Below are 25,107 nucleotides of genomic sequence, written 5' to 3'. Positions count from 1 at the left end.
GCTGGGCGGGTTCCTGGCCCCGGTGCTCACCGCCTTCGGCCCGGAGGCGCGGCGCGGGCCCCGGGTGCTGTGGGCGATGGCCACCGACGCGGTGGTGGAGGGGCTCTGGTACGCGGGCGGGCTGCTCGGGGAGCAGGAGCGGGCACGCACCGAACTGTCCGCGCTGCTGGCGCCAGGCGATCCCCTCGCCCCGGCGCCCGCTCCCGGCGCGGGCACCCGCCCCGCTCCGGCCCCCGCCCCCTTCACGCCGGGCGCCGGCTTCGCGTCCCCGGCGCCCGGGGACGGCCGCGCTCCGGACCCGGACCGCTCCCGGGCCAGCTGCTGCCTCGTCTACACCGCGGACCCGAAGGACATGTGCGGTGGCTGCCCGCGCGTCACGCGACGTTGACGAAAGTCCGTACGAATTCAGGCCCGAAAAGCCCGTGATTCCGGGAAGAACCCGCCGCTAATTCCTACGACCATGCGATTGCAACCGGGCCGGAAATCCCTCTCCTCAGCGCATTGGCGACGAATCCGTCATTCGCCCGCCCGAAATCCGCCATGATGGTCCCCGCCGTCACGACGCAGGAAATCGACGCAGGAGAGCGAGGCCGGTTCCGGCGATGAAATTGTCCGACATACCGCTCGGATGGGCGATCACCGTGGTCGTGGGGCTGCTGGTCAGCGCGCTTCTGCCGGCCCTGCTCCGCAGCCGGGGGTCCGCCTCCTCCACCGCAGGACCGGATTCCTGGGAACGTTCCGAGGAACGGCGCCGCCGCAAGGAATCCCTGTACGGCGGCGCCTCCTACACTCTATTGTTCTGCTGCGCCGGCGTCGCCGCCGCGCTCTCCTTCCACGGCCTGGTCGGCTTCGGCGTGCAGAACCTCGGCCTCTCCGGCGGCTGGGAGTACCTCGTCCCGTTCGGGCTCGACGGCGCCGCGATGTTCTGCTCGGTGCTCGCCGTCCGCGAGGCCAGCCACGGCGACGCGGCGCTCGGCTCCCGGCTGCTGGTCTGGCTCTTCGCCGGCGCCTCGGCCTGGTTCAACTGGGTGCACGCCCCGCGCGGCCTGGCCCACGCCGGCGCCCCGCAGTTCTTCTCCGGCATGTCCCTCTCGGCGGCCATCCTGTTCGACCGGGCACTCAAGCAGACCCGTCGGGCCGCGCTGCGCGAACAGGGGCTGGTCCCCCGGCCGCTGCCGCAGATCCGCATCGTCCGCTGGCTGCGCGCCCCGCGCGAGACCTACGCGGCCTGGTCGTTGATGCTTCTGGAGAACGTCCGCAGCCTGGACGAGGCGGTGGACGAGGTCCGCGAGGACAAGCGGGAGCGCATCGACGAGAAGCAGCGCCGCAAGCTGGCCGGGCGCCGTGAACGGGCCGAGATCCGGGCGATCAACCGCTCCCACAGCGCCTGGCGGCGCGGCGGCGGATCGGCGCGGCAGCTCGGGTCCGGCTCGGAGTCCGCGATAGCCGCCGGGGCCGAGCGGGCCGGCGTCGAGCGGGCCGGGAAGGAACGGGGACCGGCGGAGCGGGCCGCCGCCGAACGGGTGGTTGCCGAACGGGTCCCCGGCGAGCGCCCCGGGTCCGGAGGACCCGCCGCGCCGCGCGAGGTGGCACCGGCCGAGGGTACGGTCGTCCAGCCCGGCCTGCCGGCCCGTCCGGAGCGGCGCACCATCGACCTCACCATGGAGGAGGACACCGTCACGCTGCCCAGGCTGGACTCGCTGGAGCGCAAGCTGAAGGACCTTGAGCAGCAGTTCGGCTGATCCCCTCCCCCGGCCTGCGCCCCGCCGCCCCGACACCCCGCAGCGGCCGGCCTGGCACTCGGGACGGGGCCCGGGCTGCCGGGCCCCGCGTGCCTCAGGCCGCCATCCCCGTCCCGCTGAGCTCGAACCACATCCGCTTACCGGAGCCGCGCGGTTCCACGCCCCAGGAGTCCGCGAGCGCCTCGACCAGCATCAGCCCGCGCCCGGAGGAGGCCTGCTCCCCCGGCGTCCTGCGGGTCGGCCAGAGGTCCGACTCGTCCTCCACCTCGACCCGCAGCCTGGCCCGGCCGCCGGCCGCCTCCGGCTCCCGGTAGAGCCGGGCGGTGAACATGGCGTCCCGGTCGGTGTGCCGGATCGCGTTGGTGACCAGTTCGGAGGAGAGCAGCTCGGCGGTGTCGATGAACTCGGCCACGCCCCAGCGGCGCAGCGCGTCGCGCAGCTCCGCCCTGACCTCGGCGACCCGCGCCAGGTCGGCCTGGCCGATCCGGCGGCGCAGCTGCTGGGCGGCGAGCCCGCCGGCCGGGCCGTCCCAGCGCAGGAGCAGCAGCGCTATGTCGTCCTCGCGCTCGCTGGAGTCGGCGGCCTGGGAGGCGATCCGCTCGGCCAGCTCCTCCAGCGGGTCGCGGGCGGCCTCCTTCGCGTCCGGCAGCGGGCGGGCGAGCGTCCGGGTGAGCCTGGCGATGCCCTCGTCCAGGTCCATGCCGCGCGCCTCGACCAGGCCGTCGGTACAGAGCACCACGGTCTCGCCCGGGTCCAGGCTGAACCGGGTGACCCGGTACTCCTGGTCCGGGTCGATGCCCAGCGGCAGTCCGCCGGCCACCGGCACCACGGTGGCGGTGCCGTCCGTGCGGCGCACCACCGGGTCGAGGTGGCCGGCCCGGACCGCGTAGATCACGCCGTAGTCCACGTTGACCTCGGCGTAGGTGCAGGTCGCGAAGTGGTCGGTGTCCAGGTCGGCGAGGAAGCGGGAGGCGCGGGCCATCACGGCGGCGGGCGGGTGGCCCTCGGCCGCGTAGGCGCGCAGCGCGATCCGCAGCTGGCCCATGATCCCGGCGGCGTGCACGTCGTGGCCCTGGACGTCGCCGATCACCAGGCCGACGTGCCCGCCGGGCAGCGGCACCACGTCGTACCAGTCACCGCCGATCTGGAGGCCGGAGCCGGCCGCGAGGTAGCGCACGGCGGTGGTCACGCCCGGGACGGAGGGGACGGTGCGCGGCAGCATCACCCGCTGGAGGCTCGCCGCGAGCTCGTGCTCGGCGTCGTGCAGCCGGGCCCTGGCCAGCGACTGGGCGACCAGCCCGCCCAGTGTGGACAGCAGGGTGCGCTCGTCCGCGTCCAGCTCGCGCTCGTCGTCGAAGCTGACCACGCAGACGCCGATCGCCCTGCCGCTGGCCACCAGCGGCAGGTACGCCCACGAGCCCTGGCCGGTGCGGCTGGTCTGCTCCCACACCTCGGGGTAGCCGTCGCGGAACTCCTCGCGGGTCGAGACGAACACCGGCGTGCGGTGCCGCAGCGCCTCGGCGGCCGGGTGGCCGGGCGGCAGCACGGTGCGGTCCCAGACCGCCAGCGAGCCGGTGCGGTAGCCGGAGGCGCCGAGGATCTGCGTCCGTCCGGCCTCGAAGGAGGCCAGCAGCAGGCCGTCCGGCGGCAGCCCGGGCAGCGGCAGCTCGGTGAACACCCTGGCCACGTCACGCACGGTGACGGCTTCGGAGAGGGCGCGCGCCGCCTCCTTGATGAACCGGGAGCGCTCCTCGCGCAGCATGGCCATCCGGTCGGCGTGGTCCCGCTTGTGCAGTTCGACGGTGGCGTCCCAGACGAACCCGACCATCCGGGAGGCCCGGCCGAAGGCGTCGGCCAGCACCCGGCCGCGGAAGCGCACCGCACGCATGGCGCCGCTCGCCCCGATGGTGCGGTAGTAGGCGCCGCACTGGCCCAGCTCGGCCACCGCGCGCTCGACCCGGCGGCGCACCACCGGTGCGTCCTCGGGGTGCAGCAGGGCCAGGAAGGAGGCGGCGGTGCGGTCGAAGCGGCCCTGGCTCAGGACGTCCAGCCCGATGATCGCGCAGGCCCGGTGATCGCCCTCCAGGACGTCGCGGCGGATGTCCCAGTCGAAGGAGCCGATGCCGTTGGCGGCCATCGCGGGCTCCAGCCAGTCCGGCATGGTGTCCGCGGAGGAGGGCGGCAGTCCGCCCGACAGCACGGGCGCCAGCCGGGCGGCGGCGAGGCTCGGCGAGGGGCGCACCGGGGAGCCGCGGCGCGAGGACTGGGCGGGCGGCCTGGCCCGGCCGGTGCCCGAGGTGGTCGGTCCGACGGCGGGCTGCCCCTGGATCCGCTGCTCCAGGGCGCCCGGCTGCTCGGCGACGCGCCGCCCGGCGGTTCGCGGCCCGGCGGTGCGCGGTTGAGCGGTGCGCGGTTGGGCGGTTCTCGGCTGGGCGGTTCGCGGATCCACGGTTCGCGGCTCGACGGCGGGCGACGCGCCGGGCGGAAGCGCCGGCCCCGGCGACTCGGGCTCAGTGGGCATGCTGCTCCTGCCGCTGCCGTGGCGGACCGCGCCGACCGTCCGGACGGGCCGCGAGGCGGTGTGATGGGTCGTGCTGGATAGGACGGTGCGACGAACGGTGGCCAGTCGAGGTTCGGTCTCCCCGCTGCTTCCCGCACGTGGACACACATTCCCACCATCCTGGCCAATGTTCGGCCGAGCGGCAATGGCAACGGGCCGGAAATCTTCCGTTCCGCCTTCTGTTCAGGGCATCCTTCGACAGCGAATCAATCGACGGCGAACAATCCTACGGCCCCGGCGACGGTGCCGAGCGGTGGCCCCGCGGCGATGCGGGCGGCGGTGCCGGGCTCAGGGCAGGGCGAGTTCGAACCAGGTGACCTTGCCCTCGCCGCGCAGCTGCACACCCCAGGAGTCCGCGAGCGCCTCCACCAGCAGCAGGCCGCGCCCCGAGGTCGCGTACTCGCCCGCCGGATCGCGGCGGCGCCCCGGCAGCCTGCTGGCGCCGTCCTGCACCTCGATGCGCAGCCGGTGGTCCGAGCCGAGCACCGCGTCGAAGACGGCGCCCTTGCCGGTGTGCAGCAGCGCGTTGGTGACCAGCTCGGAGGAGAGCAGCTCGGCGGTGTCGGACAGCTCCGGCACCCCCCAGTGGCTCAGCGCCGAACGCAGCCGCCGCCGGACCGAGCCCACCTCGGCCAGGTCCGCCGGATCGAGCGTGAGGTGCAGCCGCCGGTGCAAGGCACAACCCGGAGCCGGCGCGCCCGGCAGGGCCGTCCCGGTGGTACCGGCCGGCCCTTTGACGGGCCCGGACCGGTAGGCGTCGCCGGAACTCGTCCGCTGCCGCGGGAATCGCGACTGACCGTCCATCAACACATGCCCCCGCCCTGGAATCCGGGCCCCCGCCTCCGGATCCCCCGCCGGTCGGGTGGCCCCCTCGTTGCTGACCACTCATCCTCATGCCCAGTTGACGGCGTTTGCAACAGTGTGCGTCCGATCACGTGGGGTGAAAGGGGCACGGGGTGGTTCGCGTGATCCAACTGCTCGCGCCGGACAGGTTTGCGAAGCGCAGAGGCCGCATTCGAGAAAGCCCCCGCCCGATCCCGCGCACACCCGGCGCCCGTACGGACCGTGCGCCCGACCGCGCGCCCCCCGGCCCGCTCCGCCGCGCGCCGGGGCCGGGCGCCGGTTCACGGGACTCGTCCCTCCCCCTCCTCCCTCCCGGCCCTTCACTCCCACCCGGCCCCCTTTCTCCCTCCCGCCTCCCCGTCCCCCGCCCGGCGGGCCTCACCCCCGCCCCCGCCCGGCGAGCCGAACCTCCGCGGAGCGGCAACGCTGGACAGGGCGGCCCGGCGCGGGTTCAATGACCCGAGATGTTTGAACGACGTTCTAACATCGCCCGAGCCGACCCTCTCCCGGCGACCGCGAGCGAGGAACCGTGCGACTGACCCCCACCGAGCGGGACCGGCTGCTGATCTTCACGGCAGCCGAACTGGCCCGCGCCCGCCGCGCCCGGGGCGTGCGCCTCAACATCCCCGAGGCCACCGCCCTGATCGCGGACACCGTCTGCGAGGCCGCCCGCGACGGCCTGCAACTGGCCGAGGCCATCGAGGCCGGCCGCTCCGTGCTGACCGCCGACGACGTGCTGCCCGGCGTGGCGGACGTGGTCACCGACGTCCAGGTCGAGGCCGTCTTCGAGGACGGCACCCGCCTCGCCGTCGTCAACGACCCGTTCAGGGGCGCCGGATCGCTCGGCGACGAGGCCCCCGGCAGCGCGCTGCCCGGCGCCGGCACCGGCTACGACCCGGTCGAGGAGACGCTGCTGCTCCCCGTCCACAACACCTCGGGGGTGCCGATCTCGGTCACCTCGCACTTCCACTTCTTCGAGGCCAACCCCCGCCTCGCCTTCGACCGGGCCGCCGCCTACGGCACCCACCTGGCCGTCCCGGCCGGCTCCTCGGTGCGCTTCGACCCGGGCGCCACCGTCGAGGTCGGCCTGGTGCCGATCGGCGGCCGGCGGGTCGCGATCGGTTTCGCGGGGCTCGTGGACGGCCCCCTGGACGCGCCCGGCGCGAAGGAGGCCGCCCTCGCGAAGGCCCGCGCGACCGGCTACCTGACCGGCTTCGACGACTCGGAGGAGCCCTCGTGACGGCGATCTCTCCCCATGACTACATCTCCGTCCACGGCCCGCGCGCCGGGGACCGCGTCCGGCTCGGCGACAGCGGACTGATCGTCCGCGTGGAGTCCGACTCCCAGGCGCCCGGCGACGAGTTCCTGGCCGGCTTCGGCAAGACCGCCCGCGACGGCCTGCACCTCAAGCCCGCCGCCGTCCGGGACACCTGCGACGTGGTGATCAGCAACGTGCTGGTGATCGACGCGGTCCAGGGCATCCGCAAGACCTCGATCGGCCTGATCGGCGGCCGGATCGCCTCGATCGGGCGGGCCGGCAACCCGGACACCCTGGACGGCGTGGACGTGGTCGTCGGCACCGGCACCACGATCGTCTCCGGCGAGGGCATGATCGCCACCGCCGGCGCCATCGACACCCACGTCCACCTGCTCTCGCCGCGGATCATGGAGGCCTCGCTGGCCTCCGGCGTCACCACGATCATCGGCCAGGAGTTCGGCCCGGTCTGGGGCGTCGGCGTGAACTCGCCCTGGGCGCTGCGCCACGCCTTCAACGCCTTCGACGCCTGGCCCGTCAACATCGGCTTCCTGGGCCGCGGTTCGTCCTCCGACGAGGCCCCGCTGATCGAGGCGCTGGCCGAGGGCGGCGCGTCCGGCTTCAAGGTGCACGAGGACATGGGCGCGCACACCCGGGCGCTGGACACCGCGCTGCGGGTCGCCGAGGAGTACGACGTCCAGGTCGCCCTGCACACCGACGGCCTGAACGAGTGCCTGTCGGTCGAGGACACCCTCAAGGTGCTGGAGGGGCGCACCATCCACGCCTTCCACATCGAGGGCTGCGGCGGCGGACACGTCCCCAACGTGCTGAAGATGGCGGGCGTGCCGAACGTCATCGGCTCCTCCACCAACCCGACGCTGCCGTTCGGCCGGGACGCGCTCGGCGAGCACTTCGGCATGATCGTCTCCGCGCACGGCCTCAAGACCGACCTGCCCGGCGACGCCGCGATGGCCCGCGACCGCATCCGGGCCGGCACGATGGGCGCCGAGGACGTGCTGCACGACCTCGGGGTCATCGGCATCACCTCCTCCGACGCCCAGGGCATGGGCCGGGCCGGCGAGACCGTGCGCCGCACCTTCGCCATGGCCGGGAAGATGAAGGCCGAACTCGGCCCGCTCGACGGCACCGGCTCGTACGGGACGACGGAGGGCGGCGACGACAACGAGCGCGTGCTGCGCTACATCGCGAAGCTCACCGTCAACCCGGCCATCGCGCACGGCCTCGCGCACGAGGTCGGCTCGATCGAGATCGGCAAGCTCGCCGACATCGTGCTCTGGCGCCCGGACCACTTCGGCGCCAAGCCGCAGCTGGTCCTCAAGGCCGGGTTCCCCGCGTACGGCGTGGTCGGCGACCCCAACGCCTCCACCGACCGCTGCGAACCGCTCGTCCTCGGCCCGCAGTTCGGCGCCCACGGCGCGACCGCCGCCGACATCTCGGTGGCCTTCGTCGCCCAGGCCGCCGCCGACGGCGCCTACCTCGACCGGGCCGCCGACGCGCTGCCCACCCGCCGCCGCCGGGTCGGCGTGCGGAACACCCGCGGCATCGGGCCGCGGGACATGGTGCGCAACGCCCGCGTCGGCCACGTCGAGGTCACCGAGACCGGACTGGTCTCGCTGGACGGCTCGCCGCTGCGCTCCGAACCCGCCGACAGTGTCTCGCTCAGCCGCCTCTACTTCCTCTGACCCCCTTCTGACCCCCTTCTGACCTCCTCAGACCTTCCAGGGACTCGATGATGACCACCCCCACACCCGCCTCGCTCGGCTACCGGATGCCCGCCGAGTGGCACCCCCACGACCGCACCTGGATGGCGTTCCCCACCGCCAACCCCACCTTCGACGGCCCCGAGCAGCTGCACGCCGCCCGCCGGGCCTGGGCCGCCGTCGCCGACACCATCGCCGGGTACGAGCCGGTGACGCTGATCGTCAACACCGGCGAGACGGAGCAGGCCCGCGGGTACGTCTCCGAGCGGGTCGAGATCGTCGAGCGCCCGCTGAACGACGCGTGGATGCGCGACATCGGCCCGTCCTTCCTGATCGACGGCAAGGGCTCGCTGGCCGCCACCGACTGGATCTTCAACGGCTGGGGCGCACAGTCCTGGGCCCGCTGGGACAAGGACCAGCACATCGCCGAGCACATCGGCGAGCTGACGAAGGTCCAGCGCTTCGCCTCCCGGCTGATCAACGAGGGCGGCGGCATCCACGTCGACGGCGAGGGCACGGTACTGGTCACCGAGACCGTCCAGCTCGGCGAGGGCCGCAACGCGGACTGGACCAGGGAGGAGGTCGAGGCCGAGCTGCACGCCTTCCTCGGCACCACCAAGGCGATCTGGCTGCCGCGCGGACTCACCCGCGACTACGACGAGTTCGGCACCCGCGGGCACATCGACATCGTCGCCTCCTTCGTGCGCCCCGGCGTCGTGGTCGCCCACGTCCAGCCCGACCCCTCGCACCCGGACCACGAGGTCTGCCGGGAGCTGGTGGCCGTCCTGCGCGCCTCGACGGACGCCCAGGGCCGGCCGCTGGAGGTCATCGAACTGCCCGCCCCCACCGTCCTGCTGGACGAGGACGGCGAGCCGGTCGACTACTCCTACATCAACCACTACGTGGCCAACGGCGCCGTGATCCTCTGCGCCTTCGACGACCCGCGCGACCAGGAGGCCGCCGCGATCCTCGCCGACGCCTACCCGGGCCGCACCGTCGAACTCGTGGACGCCCGTGAGATCTTCGCCAACGGCGGCGGTATCCACTGCATCACCCAGCAGCAGCCGACGGCGATCTGACCCGCTGATCCGGCCACCGGAGCGGGCGGTTCTCCCGCCCCGCTCCGGTAGCCTGCTGAACTCCGTTCCACCGAGGGAGAGCACGAGAGATGGCCGACCCCCGCCCGCGCCGGCCGGCCCGCCCCCGCGAGGAGGTGTTCGCCACCGCCCGGGGCGCGATCGCCGAACACGGGCTCGCCGGGCTCACCATGGCCGGGCTCGGCAAACAGCTCCGGATGAGCGCCGGGCACCTGCTCTACTACTTCGGCAGCAAGGACCAGCTGCTGCTGGAGACCCTCCGCTGGAGCGAGGACCAGCTCGGCGCCCGCCGCCGCGAGGCGCTCGCCGACACCGCCCTCGACCCCTGGCAGCGCCTCGACGCCTACCTCCGGCTCTACCTGCCGGAAGGGGCGGGCGACCCGCGCTGGATCCTCTGGGTCGAAGTCTGGGGCCGCTCCCCCGCGAGCGCCGAGATCCGTCGGGGCCAGCAGGAGATCGAGGCCCCCTGGCAGGCCGACCTGGTCGCCCTGATCGAGGGGGGCGCCGCCACCGGCCACTTCACCCCGGGCCCGGCCGCCGACCGCGCGGTACAGATCCGCGCCCTGCTCGACGGCCTCGCCGTCCCGATCGCCATCGGCCTCCCGGACGCCCACCGCCCCGCCGCCCTCACCCAGGCCACCGCCGTCACCGGCATCCTCCTGCGCACCTGAGGCGCGAGAAGTCGGCCCGGCCGACTTCCAGTGCGTCGGCGACAGCAACGGGATCGCCTCAGGCCCGTGCGCGAGAAGTCGACGGGGCCGACTTCTCGTGCGGGCAGCGGCGGCGGGGAACGGATTCCGCGGACCGGCCCGCCTTCACTCGGTCCAGACGGCGGCGGCCGTGCGGTCGTCCGCGTAGCCCTTGGCGCGGACCTGCACCTGACGCAGGAAGTCGACGGTGCCCGGCGGGTGGGGATGGGCCCAGTGGGTCGCGAGGAAGTGGGCGACGGCCGGCTCGTCGGCGATGGGGCGGGCGAGGCCCGGGGCGCAGAGGAGGAGGATGTCGCCCGGTGTCGCAGGGACGAGCCGGAAGCGGAACGGACGCGGCCCCGGGACGGGGACGTCGGGGACCGGCGACGGGCCGTCCGGGTGGTGCAGCAGCCGCGCCGCGTAGGCGTCGATCCAGTGGCCGGAGCGCAGCAGGTAGAGCCCGCCGGGGCCGACCCCGAAGGCCACCCGGTAGCCGGCCTCCGGGTCCAGCGACACCAGCAGGCAGTGCAGCGACGCCGGGGACGGGGTGTCGTCCCCCTCCGCCCGGGGCGACAGGGCGCGCAGCGGGGCGACGGCGCCGGTGGCCAGGCGCTGGAGGCCGTAGCGGAGCCGGTCACGGGCGCCGTCACGCAGGTCGGCGGCCAGACCGGCCCGGCTGCGTCCGATCGCGGCGGCGAGCTGGTGGCACGCCTCTCCGGTGGCGGCCGCGACCGCCTCCGGGGCGACCGCCTCGTCCTCGGCGACGCCCGTACGGTCGAAGCCGCCGAGGACGGCGAGCAGCAGTCCGTCGGGGCCGTCGCCGAACCGGGTGACCAGCAGGGTGTCGCGGCGCGACTCGCCCCGGTAGCGCGCGGAGTCGCCCCGGACGGAGGCGGCGCGCAGCACGGACGACCCGTACTGCGCGCCCTCCAGCACGGTGTCCGGCACCACTGCGCGCAGTGCGCCGGGGTCCGCCTCGGGTACGGCCGTCGGCTCGGGTCCGTACGTCGGGGGGCGTTCGCCGACGTGCGGGACCGCGGCGCCGCCGTCGGCGAGCGGCGCGCGGATGGCCAGCCGGGGGTCGGGGACGGTCGCGGTGGGGGGTGCGGGCTCCGGGTCGGGCTCCGAGGTGTGGACGGGTTCCGGCTCGGGTCCCGGGGGTTCCTCGGCGACAGCGGGTTCGGGCTCAGGTTCGGGCTCGGGCTCGGGCTCGGCTTCGGCGATCGGCTCGGGAGCGGGTACGGGAGCGGGTACGGACTTCTCCAGCAGGACCGGTACGGCCTCCGGCTCCGGCGACGGCTTCGGTTCCGGCTCCCGCGACGCCTTCGGAGCGTCGTCGGCGAAGGCCGGGGCCGGGAACTGGTGGGTCTCCGTGGAGGTCCGCTGACGCCCGATCCCCGCCGCCCCGCCGATCACGCCGACCGCGGTGTCGAACCAGTCGTCGATGCTGTCCCGGGTGTCCGCTCCGCCGCCCCGGCTCCCCGGAGCCGCCGCCGGTACCTCCTCCGCCGCAGCCGCCACCGGGTCCGGAACCGGCTCCGGCTCCGATACCGGTTCCGACACGGGCTCCAGCACCGGTTCCGCCGAACGCTGCTGCCCGATGAGGCCGGCCGCCGTGTCGAACCAGTCGTCCACGCTGCCGTCCCCCGGGTCGGCGTGCGGGGTGTCCGGAAGGGTGCCCGCCGGACCGTCGTAGACGGCGTCCCACCAGCCGTCGCCCGGCCGGTGCGGCTCTGCGGGTGCACCCTGCTTGCTCATCTGGCGGCTCCTGGTCGTTCCGTGGTCGCGCCGCCCCCGGCGGGCCGGGCTGGACGACATTGTTCTCCACCTGCGAGGACCCTGTCCGGGTTTCGGCGACAACCGGTCACCCACCGGAACATCCCGGCCACCGCGTTCACCAGCCGGTTCGCCGGCCCGCACCGGGCTCGTCACCGGTTCGTCCGCATCCGTTCCGTCCGTGCTTGCCGGATGTGTCCGGAGCGGGGCGTTTCCTGGTCATCCGGGCGCGCGGGCCGCCGAAAATGAGGGCCGATGGGGGGCATCGCATCACTCGTTCGGCTGATTAAATGTGCGCATGACCGCGTCGGCCCCCAGCCTGCCCCGACCGGGGAGGGCCGCGTTCGCGGGCCGCCCGGTGGGTGCGCTGTTGGTCCTGCTGCTCGCCGCCCTGCTGACCCTGCTGCCCTGTGCTGGCCAGGCCAAGGCGGTGGACGGCCCCGGCCATCCGGCGCCGCCCCAGGCCCCGGTCAGCGCCGTCACCGTGCTCAACGTGGTCAGCGTCCAGGTCGCCACCGGGCAGGCCAGCCGCACCGGTCACGCCGCGAAGGTCGCCAAGGCCGGGAAGTCCTCCGACCACCACCGGACGGCCGAGGAGCAGGGGCACTGGATCCTCTGCACCGCGGACGGCGAGCCGCCGCGCAACAACGGCTGCTCCAGCCACCCGTTCTGTCCACAGGACGCCCAGCTGCCGAACCCTCCGCCGCAGCCACAGCCCGCCGTGTCGCCACTGACCCCGGCCGCGCCCGAGGCTCCGCCCCGGGTGGTGCCCACCGGTCTGCTGGACGGCTCGCACCCGGTTCCCGACCTGCACGAACTCCAGGTCCACCGGTCCTGAGCGGAACCCGCCGTCGGCACAGTCGCCGACGGATCCGCCCCTCCTCCCACTCCAGCTGACCGCCGCCACCGACCGGTGCGGCGGGGACAAGGACGACCACCATGGGTTCCGCCTCCAAGCAGTCCAACAAGCCCGGCGCCAAGCAGGGCAGCTCCGACCGTCGCGCCCGCATCGCCGAGCTGCGCGCCGTCGAGCAGCGCCGCGAGCGCCGCAACAAGATCGTCGCCTCGGTGGCGGCCGGCGTGCTGGTGATCGGTGCGATAGCCACCGGCACCTGGATCGTCATGGACCAGAACCAGAAGAAGAAGGACAAGGAGACCGCCGCCAGCGCGGACATCCCCGGCGTGAAGACCTTCGGCGATCTGAGCCGCACCCACGTCAAGGAGAAGGTCACCTACCCGATGACCCCGCCGGTCGGCGGCGACCACAACGCGATCTGGGCGGACTGCATGGGCCACGTCTACGACCAGCCGGTCGAGAACGAGCGCGCCGTCCACTCGCTGGAGCACGGCGCGGTCTGGGTCACCTACAACGGCAAGGCCACGCCGGACGACCTCAAGACCCTCTCCGACAAGGTCAAGAAGACCCCGTACTCGCTGATGAGCCCGTACATGGAGGAAGAGGGCACCATCACCCTGAACGCCTGGAGCACCCAGCTGACCGTGGACAGCGCCAGCGACCCGCGGGTGGAGCAGTTCTTCACCAAGTACGTCCAGGGCAAGCAGACCCAGGAGCCCGGCGCCTCCTGCACCATGGGGCAGATGTGACCGCCGGCGCGGGCCTCCCCGACGGGAGCGTGCCGGAGGACACGGCGGACGCGGCCGACACGGCGGACGCCGCCGGGGAGGCCGGGGCCCAGGCCCCGCGCCGGCGGCGGATGTGGTGGCCGGCCGCGCTGGCCGCCGCCGTGGCGCTGGCGCTCGGGGTGCCGGCCCTGGTGGCGAGCGGGACCTCGGCGTCCGGTTCGTCCACGCTGTCCGTCCCGGCGGACGACTCGCCCGAGGCCGGGTTCGCCCGCGACATGGCGACCCACCACCAGCAGGCGGTGGACCTGTCGTTCGTCGTCCGGGACCGCACCGGCGACGAGCCGACCCGCACCCTGGCCTTCGACATCATCAACACCCAGGCCAACCAGCGCGGGATGATGATGGGCTGGCTGGACCAGTGGGGGCTGACCCAGCACTCGACCGCCACGCCGATGGCGTGGATGAAGATGGGCCACGAGTACCAGGCCCACGACGGTTCGCTGATGCCCGGCATGGCCACCAACACCCAGATCGCGAAGCTGCGCACGCTCAGCGGGCGGGACGCCGAGGTCTACTACCTCCAGCTGATGATCGAGCACCACAAGGGCGGCGTCGAGATGGCCCAGGGTTACGTCGACCTGGCCAGGAACGACACCGAGAAGCGGCTCGCGCAGTCGATGGTGGTCGCGCAGAACTCCGAGCTCCAGCTGATGACCGACATGCTCCAGGAACGCGGCGCCGCCCCCGGCGCGCCCGCCTCCTGAGCGGTCCCGCCCGGAGCCCGGCCCGCGTGGTCCGCACGTCCCGTGCGGCCCGTGCGGCCGGTACGTCGTGCGGTGTTCCCCGGCCGTCCGTCGTCCTTCCTCCCCGCCCCTTCCGGAGAACCCCGCATGACCCCCGACGCCCCCTGGCTGATCGCCGGGCTGGGCAACCCCGGCCCGTGGTTCCGGCTGACCCGGCACAACGCGGGCTTCCTGGCCGTGGACCGGCTGGCCGAGCGGCACGGCGCCGGGTTCCGCCGCCGGGGGATCGCCACGCTGGTGGCCGAGATCGGCGTCGACGGCCGGCGGGTGCTGCTGGCCAAGCCGCTGTGGTCCATCAACCTGTCCGGTCGCCCGGTGGCCGCGCTGCTGCGCCGCCACGGCGTCCCGGTCGAACGGCTGGTGGTGGTGCAGGACGACCTGGACTTCCCGTTCGGCTCCGCCCGGCTCAAGCGCGGCGGCGGCCCCGGCGGCCACAACGGGGTGCGTTCGGTGGGCGAGAGGCTCGGCACCCGGGACTTCGTCCGGCTGCGGTTCGGGATCGGCCGGCCGCCGAAGGGGCAGAGCGTCGGGGACTTCGTGCTGAAGCGGTTCTCGGACGATGAACTCACCGCCATGCCCGGCGAGTTGGACCGGTGTGCGGACGCCCTGGAAACGCTGGTGCGGCGCGGCCTGAACCGGGCCCAGGACGCCCTGAACTCTCCCGGCGCGGTCGACACCGGCAGCACCGGCAGTACTGTCGGCAGCGGCAGCACCGGCAGCGCCGCGAACGCCCGTACCGAGGTCTGAGGTGCGGCCCGGGCCTCAGGGCCGGGCGGACCGGACCAGCCGGGTGCGCCCGGTGGCCCGGGCGGATCGGGCGGGCCTGGTGAGCAGCGCGGCCGCCGCCGCGACGGCGGAGAGGACGAACAGCACCGTCCGCCCACCGGACTCGGCGCCCGCCAGATGGACACCGAGGACCGACAGTGCCATGCCGAGCGCGGTACCGAGGCTGCGCGCCATGTTCACCATGCCGCCGCCGACCGCCGAGCACTCCGCCGGTATCGCCCGCATCACCAGCGCGTTGTTGGCGGGCAGCAGCAGGCCCAGCCCGTAGCCGGCGACCAGCAGCGGGACCGCCGCCGCGCCCGAGGCCGGCAGCAGCGCGAACAGCAGCAGGCCGGCAGCCGCGAGCAGCGCGCCGAAGCGGCACCTGGCCACGTCCGACCAGCCCCGGGGCAGCAGTCCGCCGCCGACCGTGGCGGCGAACGCGAACGCGGCGGGCAGCAGGGTCACCACCAGGCCGGCGCGGGCCGTCGACATGCCGGCGCCGGTGAGCAGCACCGGGCCCAGTACCAGCGGGCAGAACAGCAGCAGGTAGCCGATCAGGGCGACCAGCAGGCCCGAGCGCACGCCCGGGGTGTTGACCAGTCCGGGCGCCAGGATCGGCCGGGCGGCCCGCCGCTCCTGGTGCACCAGCGCCACGGCCAGGACGGCGGAGGCGAGCAGCAGTGCGGCGGTCGCCCAGCCGGGCAGCGGCAGGCCGGAGGCGGTGGACAGGGCGAGCAGCAGCGCGGTGGTCGCCCCGGTGAGCAGCAGCATGCCGGGCAGGTCGAAGCGGGCGTCCTCACGGGGTGCGGTCTGCTGGGCTGCCGGTCGGCGGACTGCGGGCCGGCGGGCCCCGTCCCGGTCGGCCGCGGCGCGGCGCCGGGGCCCGGGCACGGGCACGGCAGCCGCGACACCCGCCGCACGGGTGCGGGGCAGCAGGTACCAGCCGGCCAGGATGCCGAACACGGCGATCGGCACGTTGACCCAGAACACCCAGCGCCACGAGGCGTGCTCCACCAGCAGCCCGCCGAGGCTGGGCCCGAGCGCCAGGCCGAGCCCCTGGGCGGAGGCCTGGATGCCGAGGGCCCGCCGCATCGCGTGTTCGGGGACCCCGCGCGCGACCAGGGCGACGCTGTTGGCCTGCATCATCGCGGCGCCGACCGCCTGGACGGCGCGGCAGCCGACCAGCACCCAGAGGCTGCCCGCGAAGCCGGCGCCGAGCGAGGAGAGCCCGAAGACCGCGAAGCCGCCGATGTACATCGTCTTGCGGCCGAGCAGGTCGGAGAGCCAGCCGATCGGGGCCAGCAGGGCCACCAGGACCAGCAGGTAGGCGAGGGCGACCCACTCGACGGCGGCGAAGCTCGCGTCGAAGTGGCGGCCGAGGGCGGGGAACACCAGGGCGATGACGCTGGCGTCGAGCTGACCGAGGAAGGCACCGAGACAGACCGTGCCGACGGCCAGCCAGTGGGCGTGGCGCCAGCCGGCGATGCCGCGGGGCCGGGGCCGCTCGGCGAGCAGCCGCGAGGCAAGGGCGGTGGCGTTCATGGCACGAATATATCGGATACAGATATGTTCTCTCTACGAGCAGGTCGCCCTGCGACAGGATTCGTCTCACGGTGCGGACGGTGCCGGACGGGTGCCGGACGATGTCGAGCGGGCCGCGGGCGGGACGCCGGACGACGCCCGTGCCGGACGCCCGCGCCGGAGCCCCGAACCCGGGCCTCCGAGGCCCGTGACAGAGCCGCGCCACAGCCCGGACCCCGGGCCCGCACCGGCCGCCGGACCGACCCGCACCAGGCGATACGCTGTCCGCCATGCCGTCGTCACCCAACGTTCCCGACCCCGCCACCGGAGGCCCCGACCCGGCGGTCGAACACGCCCGGAGGCTGACCGACACCGTCACCCGGCTGCGCCGCGCGCTGCGCAGCAGCATCCGCACCGACTACCCGTGGGAGTCCCTGCCGATGGCGCAGGTCGAACTCCTCCAGACGCTGGCCGCCGCCCCGCTGCGGGTCGGCGAGCTGGCCGCGCGGCAGCGGCTCGCGCCCAACACCGTCAGCGGACTGGTCGGGAAGCTGCTCGACGCCGGCTTCGTGGACCGCCAGGCCGACCCCGGCGACCGCCGCACCGCCCGGATCGCCCTCACCGAGGCCGGCCGGCGGCAGCTCGACGACTGGCAGCACGCCCACGAGCGCCGGATCGCCACCGCGCTCGGCACCCTCGACCCGGACGACCGCGCGGCGGTCGTCGACGCCCTGCCCGCGCTGGAACAGCTCGCCCGCGCCCTCGCCCAGCCGGGCACCGGAGCCGAGCAGGGGTCCGCGGCCGGGTAAAACCGCTGGTCGCCGGAGTGCGCCCGGAGCTACCGTCCCCGGCATGACCACCACGCGGGTACGGATCGAGCCCTGGACGGACGGCGACCTCGCACTGCTGCGCCGGGTCAACACGCCGGAGATGAAGAAGCACGTCGGCGGGCCGGAGAGCGAGGAACACCTGCTCGTACGGCACCGACGCTACCTGGACTTCGTCCCGTCCGGGCTCGGCTGCATGTACCGGATCGTGCTGCTGCCCGAGGGCGTGCCGACGGGGGCAGGGACGGCGGTGGAGGCTGCGGCGGCAGGGACGGCGGCGGCGGAGGCGGTGGGGACGGTCGGCTACGGCACCCGGACCTGGGAGGGCCGGACCGTCCACGAGATGGGGTGGAACGTGCTGCCCGGCTTCCAGGGCCGGGGCATCGCGGTCGCCGCCACCCGGGCGGCGGTCGCGGCCGCCCGCCGCGAGGCCGCGCACCGCCACCTCCACGCCTTCCCCTCGGTGGACAACCCCGCCTCCAACGCGGTCTGCGCGAAGGCCGGGTTCACACTGCTCGGCGAGACGGACTTCGAGTTCCCGCCCGGGCGGTTCATGCGCAGCAACAACTGGCGGGTGGATCTGCGGAGTTGAGCACTCCCCGCGCTGCTGTGCGGCGGGCGGACACTCAGGGCTCAGGCCTTCGGGCTCAGGTCCGGGCCCTCGACGCGAGCCCTTGGCCCGGACCGGACGGTCAGAACAGGGTGCCGCTCTCCAGTTCCAGCAGCCAGCGCTTGCGGTCCACCCCGGCGGCGAAGCCGGTGAGCGCACCGTTGGCGCCGAGCACCCGGTGGCAGGGGCGCACGATCAGCAGCGGGTTGGCACCCACCGCGCCACCGACCGCGCGGACCATCCGCGGCTCCTGTCCGGCCAGCACGGCGAGTTCGCCGTAGGTGACGGTCTTGCCGTACGGGATCTCGTCCAGCGCGGACCAGATCCTGCGGCGGAACTCGGTGCCCTCGGGCGCGAGCGGGAGGTCGAAGCCGGTGCGCTCACCGGCGAAGTAGGCGGTCAGCTGGGCCACCGGCTCGGCCAGCGACTCCGGGTCGAGGACCCAGTCGTCGGCGGGCTCGGCCAGCGCGTACTTCTGGCCGGGCACGGTGACGGTGGCCAGCGCGGCCGGACCGTCGTCCTCGGGGAGCACACCGCTGAGCAGCAGCCGGCCGAAGGGGCTCTCCATGGTGGTGTAGACGGTGGTGCTCATGCTCGTCCGTTCTCCGTTCCGGTGCTGATGGCGCTGATCGCGCCGATGTCGCTGATCGCGCTGGTGTCGCTGGTGTCGCTGTTGCTGCTGGTGGCGCCGAGGTCGGTGCCGGTGCTCGCGGCGCTCGCCCACAACCGGTGGACGGCGTAGGAGCGCCACGGGGCCCAGGCCTCGGCAGCGAGGGCGGCGGACTTCGGGTCGCCGGGGACGCCGAGGCGCAGCAGGCCGTGCTTGACGCCCACGTCGCTCGGGAGGAAGACGTCGGGGTCGGCCATGGCCCGCATCCGCAGGTAGCCGACCGTCCAGGGACCGATGCCGGGCAGGTCCAGCAGCCGGGCGGCGGCCTCCTCCCGGTCGACCCCGCTGTCGAGGCTGACCACGCCCTCGGCCAGCGCGGCACACAGACCGGTGAGCGCGCGGCGGCGGGCGGCGGGCATCGCGAAGTCCTCCGGATCGGCGGTGGCCAGGGCCGCGGCGGTCGGGAAGAGCAGGCGCAGGCCGCCACTGGGCTCGGGCAGCACGGTGCCGTACTTCTCGGCGAGCCGTCCGGCCAGGGTACGGGCGGCGACGACGCTGATCTGCTGGCCGAGCACGGCGCGGACGGCGAGTTCGTGCGGGTCCACGTGGCCGGGCGAGCGCAGGCCGGGGCGCTCGCGGACCAGCGGGCCGAGCAGCGGGTCGGCGCCGAGCTGCTCGTCGACCGCGAGCGGGTCAGCGTCCAGGTCGAAGAGGATGCGCAGGCGCTGGACGGCGGTCGGCAGGTCCCGCAGGTCGGCGAGCAGCAGGCGGCAGTCCAGCCAGCCGCGGGTGCGCGGCTCGTCCCGCGCCAGGCCGTCGACCTCGGCGATGCCGTGGCCGTACGGGAGCGCGAGGGTGCGGCGGTAGGTGCGCACACCCGGACGCGGGCCGGGGACGACCTCCTCCACGCCGGGGACGGCGCGCAGGGCCAGGAAGTCGATCAGGTGGTCGCTGTCGAGCGCGCCGCGGTAGGCGAGGCGCAGGGTGAGGCCGCCGGCCGGGGTCGCGGTGCGGCGGCCGGCGGTGACCTCGGCGCGCAGGCCGCTGGGGGTGCGGTCGTAGACCTCGCGCACGGTGTCGTTGAACTGGCGGACGGACGCGAAGCCGGCCGCGAACGCGATGTCGGTGACGGGCAGTTCGGTGGTCTGGAGGAGGAGGCGCGCGGTCTGCGCGCGGCGGGCGCGGGCCAGCGCGATCGGGCCGGCGCCGAGTTCCGCGGTGAGCTGGCGTTGCAGTTGGCGGGCGCTGTAGCCGAGGCGGCCGGCCAGGCCGTCGACGCCCTCGCGGTCCACCACGCCGTCGCCGATCAGCCGCATCGCGCGGCCGACCAGGTCGGCGCGGTGGTTCCACTCGGGCGAGCCCGGCACGGAGTCGGGGCGGCAGCGACGGCAGGCGCGGAAGCCGGCCCCCTGGGCGGCCGCGGCGCTGGGGTAGAACACGCAGTTGGTGCGCTTGGGAGTCACGGCGGGGCAGCTCGGACGGCAGTAGATGCCGGTGGAGGTGACCGCCGTGAAGAAGACCCCGTCGAAGCGGGAGTCGCGGCTGTCCACGGCTCGGTATCGGATGTCGTCGTCGATCACGTTGTCCAGTTTGCGGCACTGAGTGAGGGGTGACTGGCGGAAATCGGACATCGCCGTTGATCGCTCCTCCCGAAATTCGCGGGCCTGCCGGACGGCCCGCCGATACTCTCGCCCCATGAGCGAGCAGCACCCGTACACCGGCCCGGACGACCCTCGCGTCGTTGCCCTGCCCCCGTCCGAGTTCGCGTTCCCCGGCCCGCTGCGGGACCAGCTGGTCGCCGCGATCCTCGACGGTGCCAAGACCAGCACCACCGGCCTGGTCGCCGACTACGAGCACGAGGACGAGCCCCTGCCGCAGGCCGGCGAGCGCTCCGCGGTCCTCGACTCGGACGGCCGCAGGGTCGCCGTGATCGAGACCACGGACGTCCGGGTGGTCCCGCTCGCGGAGGTCGACCTCCAGCACGCCCTGGACGAGGGCGAGGGCTGCACCAGCGTGGCCGAGTGGCGCGCCGTGCACGAGGGCTTCTGGCGCAGCCCGGAACTCCTCGACGCCCTCGGTGACCCGGGTTTCACCGTGGACGACGCCACTCCGGTGGTCCTGCAGCGCTTCCGCCTGGTGACCGACCTCCGCTGAGCCGGGAGGGCCTGGCGGGTACCGGCCGGCGGCCCGTGCGCGGCGGCCGGCCGGTACCCGGGATCAACGCTTCACCGGACCTCCCGCGGCTCGCATCGACTTGTTGATCGTCTTCCACTTCTGCAACCGCGCCTTGGCCACCCGGGCGTCCGTGCGCGAGGCGATCCACTCGCTCTCGCGCTGGAGCTTGAGGTAGCTGTCCATCCGGCGCTGCGGCAGGGTGCCGTCGGCCAGCGCCGCCCGCACCGCGCAGCCGGGCTCGGTGTGGTGGCCGCAGTCGTGGAAGCGGCACTCCTCGGCCAGCTCGGCTATGTCGGCGAAGGCCAGGTCGACGCCCTCGCCGCCGTAGAGGCCGACCTCGCGCAGCCCCGGGGTGTCGATCAGCACTCCACCGCCGGGCAGCGGGATCAGCTCGCGGGTGGTCGTGGTGTGGCGGCCCTTCTGGTCGACCGCGCGGGCCTCCTGGACGGTCATCACCTCGGTGCCGACCAGCGCGTTGGTGAGGGTGGACTTGCCGACGCCGGACTGACCGATCACCGCGGTGGTGCCCGGGGTGCAGGCGCGGAGCACGTCCATGCCGTCACCGGTCTCGGCGCTCACCACGAGCACGGTGACCCCGGGGGCGACCGCCTCGACGTCGGCCCGGATGAAGTCGGCGTCGTCGACCAGGTCGGCCTTGGTGAGGACGACCAGCGGATCGGCGCCGGACTCCCAGGCCAGGGCGAGGAAGCGCTCGATCCGCCCGAGGTCGGGGTCGGTCGCGAGGGAGGAGGCGATCAGCACGGTGTCGACGTTGGCGGCCAGCACCTGGCCGTCGGACCGCTTGCCGGCCACCTTACGGATGATCGCGGTGGAGCGCGGCAGCAGCGCGGCGACGGAGGCCATCGGCCGGGCGTACAGGTCGACCGCCGCCCAGTCGCCCGTGCACGGGCAGTTGATCATGTCGGCGTCGCCCACCGGCCGGGTGTCGAACCGCACGGTGCGCGGCTCGCCCGTCTCCGGGTCGGCGATCACGGCGTCGCACTGGCCGCGGTCGACCCGGACGATCCGGGCCGGGAGCAGCCCGGCCTCGCCGAACGGGGTGAACAGCTCCGCGAGCTCCGCCGTCCAGCCGTAGCCGGTCAGCGCCGGGGCGTCGGCGGGGAGAGCGGAGGAGGCCCCGGAAGCAGAGGAGAAAGCGGAGGAAGAGGAAGAGAACGACGGAACGGAGGCAGCGTTGAACAACGCAGAGGCCCTTCGGGAGGAAATGGTCCCGGCGGGCTACGGCTGGCGTGAAGGGCTCAGCCGGCGGCCGGGAAAAGGAGGCGAACGCGAGTGCTGCCCTGGGCAGCTATCGGGGCGACAACGACCACGGGGGTTCACCTCCTGCTCTCTACTCCTCGGGCGGCCCAACGGCTCCCGAACCGGACGTGTCACACGCTAGCGGAGCGGGGCATGCCGGCCAACCCGTTTTTGACCTGCGGAAACGCGATGCGGAGGCTGCCAGGAGGGCCCGTACGGACCAAAATTGGCCCGCCACAGCACCCGCCACAGCATCGGCCCGCCACAACGGTCACCACAACGGTCACCCAGCCGCCCCCCGCGCGGGCTCTAACCCCCGTACCGGTGCCTGAGGTCCGGGTCGTCCAGCCACCACGGCCGCATCCCGGTCTCCTCCTCCTCCGGCCGCCCGGCCGCCCGCGCCCGCGCGGCGGCCGCCTCGAAGCGGGCGTCCAGCTCGGCGTCCACCGCCCTGTTCTCCTCGCGCCCCTGCACCACCATCCGCCGCACCAGCGCGGCCAGGAACGGCAGCCCGACCAGGTCCCCCAGCACCCAGAACGCGTTGCCGCCCCAGGTCTGGTCCTGCGCCGGGCTCGGCCCCCACGGCCGCCCGAGCGCCACGTAGTAGTGCCCGGCGACCAGGTGCCCGCCGTAGATCAGCACGATCCCGAGCCCCGCGTCGAAGATCACCTCGGCGAAGGTGATGAACAGCCCGACCAGGTGCGGGTACTCGTGCCCGACCGGGTCGAGCTGGAGCCGCGGCCAGAAGTACGCGAGGCCCAGCAGCACCAGCACCAGGTGCAGCACCGCGTTCCCGAGCCCGCTGGACACCGACCACTCGTACCAGGGCGTGAGGTAGAGCAGCCACGGCGGCGCCATCAGCAGTGCGGTGGAGACCGCGGGGAACATCAGCACCTTGGAGGGACGGCTGCGCAGCGCCCGCAGGACGCGCTCCCGGCGGGCCGCCGGCGCCGCCGAGACCAGCAGCGAGACCGGCGCGCCGAGCGCGAGCAGCAGCGGGACGACCATCAGCAGCAGGACGACCTGCACGGCCCGGTCGGTGAAGAGGATCCGCTCGTACACCCCGAGGCCGGAGCAGGTGCACCAGACCCACAGCAGCAGCCCGCCCAGGAAGGCGGCGGTCCTGGTGGGCTGCCAGCGCCCGCCGCCGTTCCGCCGGACGGTGCGCACCGCGGCCAGGTACCAGGCGCCGAGCAGCACCGACAGGACGAGCACCAGCGGTTCGGCCGTCCAGGACCCGGCCAGGTCGGACCACCGCCACGGCGGCGGCCCGCTGTACGCGAGCACCGCGGCGGGACCGCCCGCCGCACCGTGCACCGCCACGTCCATCCGTCCGCTCACCCCGCTCGTTCCGGTGGTCCCCGGCCGCTCCGGAACGCCACCGCCGGGACACCCCGGCGCCCGGCCATGCTGCCCCTCACCGACGGCCCCGGCGCGCGCGGGGCCCACCTCTATACCCGGGCCTGGACAAGCCTTTGCCGAAGCCCCGCAAAGCCTTGCCCAGGCAAAGTTCTGCCCACGGACCGCCCTCTCCCGCAACCGCGTCAAAAACCCGGACGTCTGCCAGGGTGCACTTCGGCGGGACCGCCGGGTGGTGGACAAGGGGACTGGAACAGGTGCGAAGCACTGCACGCCGCGAGGGCCGCCGGCCGACGACGCGCCACCGCAACATCGAACTGGGCCTGCTGGCCCTCGCGGTGGCCGTCTGTCTGGCGGGACACGTCGACGCCGACCTGGCACTGACCGGCAGGATGCCGCCCGGGCTGCTGGTGCACGGCCTGTCGCTGGGCGCGCTGGCCGGGGCGGCACACCTGGCGGTGCGCCGGTTCGCACCGTACGCCGATCCGCTGATCCTGCCGCTGGGCGTCTTCCTGACCGGCTTCGGGCTGGTGCTGCTGGACCGGCTGGACTTCAGCTACAAGGCCGCGCACGCGGCCAAGGGCGACTACCAGAAGATCCCGGCCGCGCCCTCCCAGCTGATGTGGGTGTTCGTCTCGGTCGGGGTCGCGATCGCGCTGATCGTCCTCGTCAGGCACCACCGCGTCTTCCAGCGCTACGTGTACCTGCTGATGACGGGCGCGCTGATCCTGCTGACGGCGCCGGTGTTCTCCCCCGGCGACAGCTTCGGCGCCAAGCGGTGGATCCGGCTGTTCGGGCTCTCCTTCGAACCGGACGAGTTCGTGAAGGTGGCGATCACGGTCTTCTTCGCGGGATACCTGATGGCCGCCAGGGACGCGCTGGCGCTGGCCGGGCGGAAGGTCTGGGGGATGACCCTGCCGCGCGGGCGGCACGTCGGACCGGTGCTGGCGATCTGGGTGGTCAGCCTGCTGGTGCTGATCTTCGAACGCGACCTGGGCACCTCGCTGATCTTCTTCGGCGTCTTCGTCGTGATGCTGTACGTGGCGACCGAGCGCACCAGCTGGGTGGTGCTCGGCCTGCTGATGGCGGTCGGCGGGGCGGCGGTGGTCGGCACCGTGGAACCGCACGTGCACGGCCGCGTCGAGGCCTGGCTGCACCCGCTCGACTACTACAAGCCGGTGCACGACAAGGCGATCTCGGAACAGCCCGCCGAGGCGCTGTTCAGCCTGGGCACCGGACACCTGACCGGGACCGGCCTGGGTTCGGGGCGGCCCTGGCTGATCGGCTTCGCCGGGCGCAGCGACTTCATCTTCACCACCATCGGCGAGGAGCTGGGCCTGGCCGGGGTGACCGCGGTGCTGCTGGTCTACGTGCTGCTCGTCCAGCGGGGCCTGCGCACCGCGATCGGCCTGACCGACCCGTTCGGGAAACTGCTGGCCACCGGCCTGTCGGCGGCGCTGGCGCTCCAGGTGTTCGTGGTCGTCGGCGGGGTGAGCGGGCTGGTCCCGCTGACCGGCAAGGCGCTGCCGTTCCTGGCGGCCGGCGGTTCGTCCCTGCTGGCGAACTGGCTGACGGTCGCGCTGCTGATCAAGCTGAGCGACTCCGCGGGGCGCACCGCCCTGACCCCCGTCACCACCCCGGCCCCCGCGACCGACCCGGCCCCGGACCCGGCCCCAGTCCCGGCCGCCTGACTGCCTGACCGCCCGACCGCCCGGCCGCCCGACCGCCACCAACACACAGAGCCTCCCCCGCACCCGCGGAGGAGGCCCTGCCCGTCCTGCTGTCACGCGCCCCCGGTTACCGCTGCTCCCACGGCGCCCGGGGCGGCCGCGGCGGGTGCCCCGACACCTGCTGCCCGGACGGCCCCTGTACCGGCGGCGGCTGAGGCGACGGCTGCGACGGCTGAG

The 25,107-nt window shown here is 74.2% G+C and carries 22 protein-coding genes; 14 read left to right on the top strand and 8 right to left on the bottom strand.

The window, feature by feature from the left end:
• Positions 1-388: (2Fe-2S)-binding protein (locus BU198_RS04185; protein WP_188295456.1), on the top strand; the 388-nt coding region annotated here is incomplete at its 5' end.
• A 214-nt stretch (positions 389-602) separates the two neighbouring features.
• A complete protein-coding gene (locus tag BU198_RS04180; protein WP_188295455.1) occupies positions 603-1,742 on the top strand; it encodes a DUF2637 domain-containing protein in 1,140 nt (379 codons plus the stop codon).
• 94 nt (positions 1,743-1,836) lie between these two features.
• On the opposite strand, the gene BU198_RS04175 is transcribed toward BU198_RS04180, so the two are convergent.
• Together BU198_RS04175 and BU198_RS04170 are read right to left on the bottom strand one after the other, a co-directional pair.
• Positions 1,837-4,191 carry a SpoIIE family protein phosphatase gene (locus tag BU198_RS04175; RefSeq protein WP_188295454.1) on the bottom strand — a complete coding sequence of 785 codons (2,355 nt, stop codon included), beginning with the start codon at positions 4,189-4,191 and terminating at the stop codon, positions 1,837-1,839.
• Between the two features lie 399 nt (positions 4,192-4,590).
• Entirely contained in the window at positions 4,591-4,977 is a 387-nt protein-coding gene (locus BU198_RS04170; RefSeq protein ID WP_223243905.1) for an ATP-binding protein, read from the bottom strand.
• Positions 4,978-5,674: 697 nt separating this feature from the next.
• Here BU198_RS04170 and BU198_RS04165 point away from each other — a divergent pair.
• From BU198_RS04165 to BU198_RS04150, 4 genes are all read left to right on the top strand, one after another.
• Entirely contained in the window at positions 5,675-6,385 is a 711-nt protein-coding gene (locus BU198_RS04165; RefSeq protein WP_188295452.1) for an urease subunit gamma, read from the top strand.
• Entirely contained in the window at positions 6,382-8,103 is a 1,722-nt protein-coding gene (locus BU198_RS04160) for an urease subunit alpha (RefSeq protein ID WP_411293139.1), read from the top strand. The genes BU198_RS04165 and BU198_RS04160 overlap by 4 nt, the downstream gene beginning before the upstream one ends.
• A gap of 47 nt (positions 8,104-8,150) precedes the next feature.
• Positions 8,151-9,200, top strand: coding sequence for an agmatine/peptidylarginine deiminase (locus BU198_RS04155; RefSeq protein WP_188295451.1), 1,050 nt, complete (start codon positions 8,151-8,153; stop codon positions 9,198-9,200).
• A gap of 89 nt (positions 9,201-9,289) precedes the next feature.
• Positions 9,290-9,889 carry a TetR/AcrR family transcriptional regulator gene (locus BU198_RS04150; protein WP_188295450.1) on the top strand — a complete coding sequence of 200 codons (600 nt, stop codon included), beginning with the start codon at positions 9,290-9,292 and terminating at the stop codon, positions 9,887-9,889.
• Positions 9,890-10,033: 144 nt separating this feature from the next.
• On the opposite strand, the gene BU198_RS04145 is transcribed toward BU198_RS04150, so the two are convergent.
• Entirely contained in the window at positions 10,034-11,665 is a 1,632-nt protein-coding gene (locus tag BU198_RS04145) for a hypothetical protein (RefSeq protein ID WP_188295449.1), read from the bottom strand.
• A 316-nt stretch (positions 11,666-11,981) separates the two neighbouring features.
• On the opposite strand from BU198_RS04145, the gene BU198_RS04140 reads away from it, so the two are divergent.
• From BU198_RS04140 to pth, 4 genes are all read left to right on the top strand, one after another.
• A complete protein-coding gene (locus BU198_RS04140) occupies positions 11,982-12,521 on the top strand; it encodes a hypothetical protein (RefSeq protein ID WP_188295448.1) in 540 nt (179 codons plus the stop codon).
• Positions 12,522-12,622: 101 nt separating this feature from the next.
• Positions 12,623-13,288 carry a DUF3105 domain-containing protein gene (locus BU198_RS04135; RefSeq protein ID WP_188295447.1) on the top strand — a complete coding sequence of 222 codons (666 nt, stop codon included), beginning with the start codon at positions 12,623-12,625 and terminating at the stop codon, positions 13,286-13,288.
• Between the two features lie 110 nt (positions 13,289-13,398).
• Positions 13,399-14,031: a DUF305 domain-containing protein gene (locus BU198_RS04130; RefSeq protein ID WP_188295458.1), complete on the top strand. Its 633-nt coding sequence runs from the start codon at positions 13,399-13,401 to the stop codon at positions 14,029-14,031.
• 126 nt (positions 14,032-14,157) lie between these two features.
• Positions 14,158-14,817, top strand: coding sequence for an aminoacyl-tRNA hydrolase (gene pth / locus BU198_RS04125; protein WP_188295446.1), 660 nt, complete (start codon positions 14,158-14,160; stop codon positions 14,815-14,817).
• Positions 14,818-14,832: 15 nt separating this feature from the next.
• On the opposite strand, the gene BU198_RS04120 is transcribed toward pth, so the two are convergent.
• Positions 14,833-16,380 carry an MFS transporter gene (locus BU198_RS04120; protein ID WP_188295445.1) on the bottom strand — a complete coding sequence of 516 codons (1,548 nt, stop codon included), beginning with the start codon at positions 16,378-16,380 and terminating at the stop codon, positions 14,833-14,835.
• Between the two features lie 269 nt (positions 16,381-16,649).
• Between BU198_RS04120 and BU198_RS04115 the strand changes: the two genes are divergently transcribed.
• Both BU198_RS04115 and BU198_RS04110 read left to right on the top strand, forming a co-directional pair.
• Entirely contained in the window at positions 16,650-17,168 is a 519-nt protein-coding gene (locus BU198_RS04115) for a MarR family winged helix-turn-helix transcriptional regulator (RefSeq protein ID WP_188295444.1), read from the top strand.
• Between the two features lie 43 nt (positions 17,169-17,211).
• Entirely contained in the window at positions 17,212-17,778 is a 567-nt protein-coding gene (locus BU198_RS04110) for a GNAT family N-acetyltransferase (RefSeq protein WP_188295443.1), read from the top strand.
• 100 nt (positions 17,779-17,878) lie between these two features.
• Here the strand turns inward: BU198_RS04110 and BU198_RS04105 are convergent, their stop codons facing one another.
• Positions 17,879-18,388 carry a methylated-DNA--[protein]-cysteine S-methyltransferase gene (locus BU198_RS04105; RefSeq protein WP_188295442.1) on the bottom strand — a complete coding sequence of 170 codons (510 nt, stop codon included), beginning with the start codon at positions 18,386-18,388 and terminating at the stop codon, positions 17,879-17,881.
• A complete protein-coding gene (locus BU198_RS04100) occupies positions 18,385-20,037 on the bottom strand; it encodes a DNA-3-methyladenine glycosylase 2 family protein (protein ID WP_188295441.1) in 1,653 nt (550 codons plus the stop codon). The genes BU198_RS04105 and BU198_RS04100 overlap by 4 nt, the downstream gene beginning before the upstream one ends.
• Positions 20,038-20,101: 64 nt before the next feature.
• Between BU198_RS04100 and BU198_RS04095 the strand changes: the two genes are divergently transcribed.
• Complete coding sequence (locus BU198_RS04095) at positions 20,102-20,560, top strand: ASCH domain-containing protein (protein WP_188295440.1); 459 nt, start codon at positions 20,102-20,104, stop codon at positions 20,558-20,560.
• 63 nt (positions 20,561-20,623) lie between these two features.
• On the opposite strand, the gene rsgA is transcribed toward BU198_RS04095, so the two are convergent.
• Both rsgA and BU198_RS04085 read right to left on the bottom strand, forming a co-directional pair.
• The gene (gene rsgA / locus BU198_RS04090) at positions 20,624-21,784 is read right to left on the bottom strand and encodes a ribosome small subunit-dependent GTPase A (protein WP_188295439.1); all 1,161 of its coding nucleotides are present in this window, start codon (positions 21,782-21,784) and stop codon (positions 20,624-20,626) included.
• A 366-nt stretch (positions 21,785-22,150) separates the two neighbouring features.
• Positions 22,151-23,182, bottom strand: a complete 1,032-nt coding sequence (locus tag BU198_RS04085) for a cytochrome c oxidase assembly protein (RefSeq protein ID WP_188295438.1) — start codon at positions 23,180-23,182, stop codon at positions 22,151-22,153.
• A gap of 275 nt (positions 23,183-23,457) precedes the next feature.
• On the opposite strand from BU198_RS04085, the gene BU198_RS04080 reads away from it, so the two are divergent.
• A complete protein-coding gene (locus BU198_RS04080; RefSeq protein ID WP_317619956.1) occupies positions 23,458-24,891 on the top strand; it encodes an FtsW/RodA/SpoVE family cell cycle protein in 1,434 nt (477 codons plus the stop codon).
• Positions 24,892-25,107: the final 216 nt, after the last annotated feature.

The organism is Streptomyces sp. CBMA156 (assembly GCF_014596515.1).
GTDB lineage: Bacteria > Actinomycetota > Actinomycetes > Streptomycetales > Streptomycetaceae > Kitasatospora.
Note: the sequence above shows the minus strand (reverse complement) of the source record. Positions and strands in the feature narration are given on the sequence as shown.

Excerpts from the sequence above, each read along its gene's own strand:
- BU198_RS04180 (WP_188295455.1), top strand. The coding sequence starts at position 603 with ATGAAATTGTCCGACATACCGCTCGGATGGGCGATCACCGTGGTCGTG.
- BU198_RS04155 (WP_188295451.1), top strand. The coding sequence starts at position 8,151 with ATGATGACCACCCCCACACCCGCCTCGCTCGGCTACCGGATGCCCGCC.
- BU198_RS04150 (WP_188295450.1), top strand. The coding sequence starts at position 9,290 with ATGGCCGACCCCCGCCCGCGCCGGCCGGCCCGCCCCCGCGAGGAGGTG.
- BU198_RS04145 (WP_188295449.1), bottom strand. The coding sequence starts at position 11,665 with ATGAGCAAGCAGGGTGCACCCGCAGAGCCGCACCGGCCGGGCGACGGC.
- BU198_RS04140 (WP_188295448.1), top strand. The coding sequence starts at position 11,982 with ATGACCGCGTCGGCCCCCAGCCTGCCCCGACCGGGGAGGGCCGCGTTC.
- BU198_RS04135 (WP_188295447.1), top strand. The coding sequence starts at position 12,623 with ATGGGTTCCGCCTCCAAGCAGTCCAACAAGCCCGGCGCCAAGCAGGGC.
- BU198_RS04130 (WP_188295458.1), top strand. The coding sequence starts at position 13,399 with ATGTGGTGGCCGGCCGCGCTGGCCGCCGCCGTGGCGCTGGCGCTCGGG.
- pth (WP_188295446.1), top strand. The coding sequence starts at position 14,158 with ATGACCCCCGACGCCCCCTGGCTGATCGCCGGGCTGGGCAACCCCGGC.
- BU198_RS04120 (WP_188295445.1), bottom strand. The coding sequence starts at position 16,380 with ATGAACGCCACCGCCCTTGCCTCGCGGCTGCTCGCCGAGCGGCCCCGG.
- BU198_RS04115 (WP_188295444.1), top strand. The coding sequence starts at position 16,650 with ATGCCGTCGTCACCCAACGTTCCCGACCCCGCCACCGGAGGCCCCGAC.
- BU198_RS04110 (WP_188295443.1), top strand. The coding sequence starts at position 17,212 with ATGACCACCACGCGGGTACGGATCGAGCCCTGGACGGACGGCGACCTC.
- BU198_RS04105 (WP_188295442.1), bottom strand. The coding sequence starts at position 18,388 with ATGAGCACCACCGTCTACACCACCATGGAGAGCCCCTTCGGCCGGCTG.
- BU198_RS04100 (WP_188295441.1), bottom strand. The coding sequence starts at position 20,037 with ATGTCCGATTTCCGCCAGTCACCCCTCACTCAGTGCCGCAAACTGGAC.
- BU198_RS04095 (WP_188295440.1), top strand. The coding sequence starts at position 20,102 with ATGAGCGAGCAGCACCCGTACACCGGCCCGGACGACCCTCGCGTCGTT.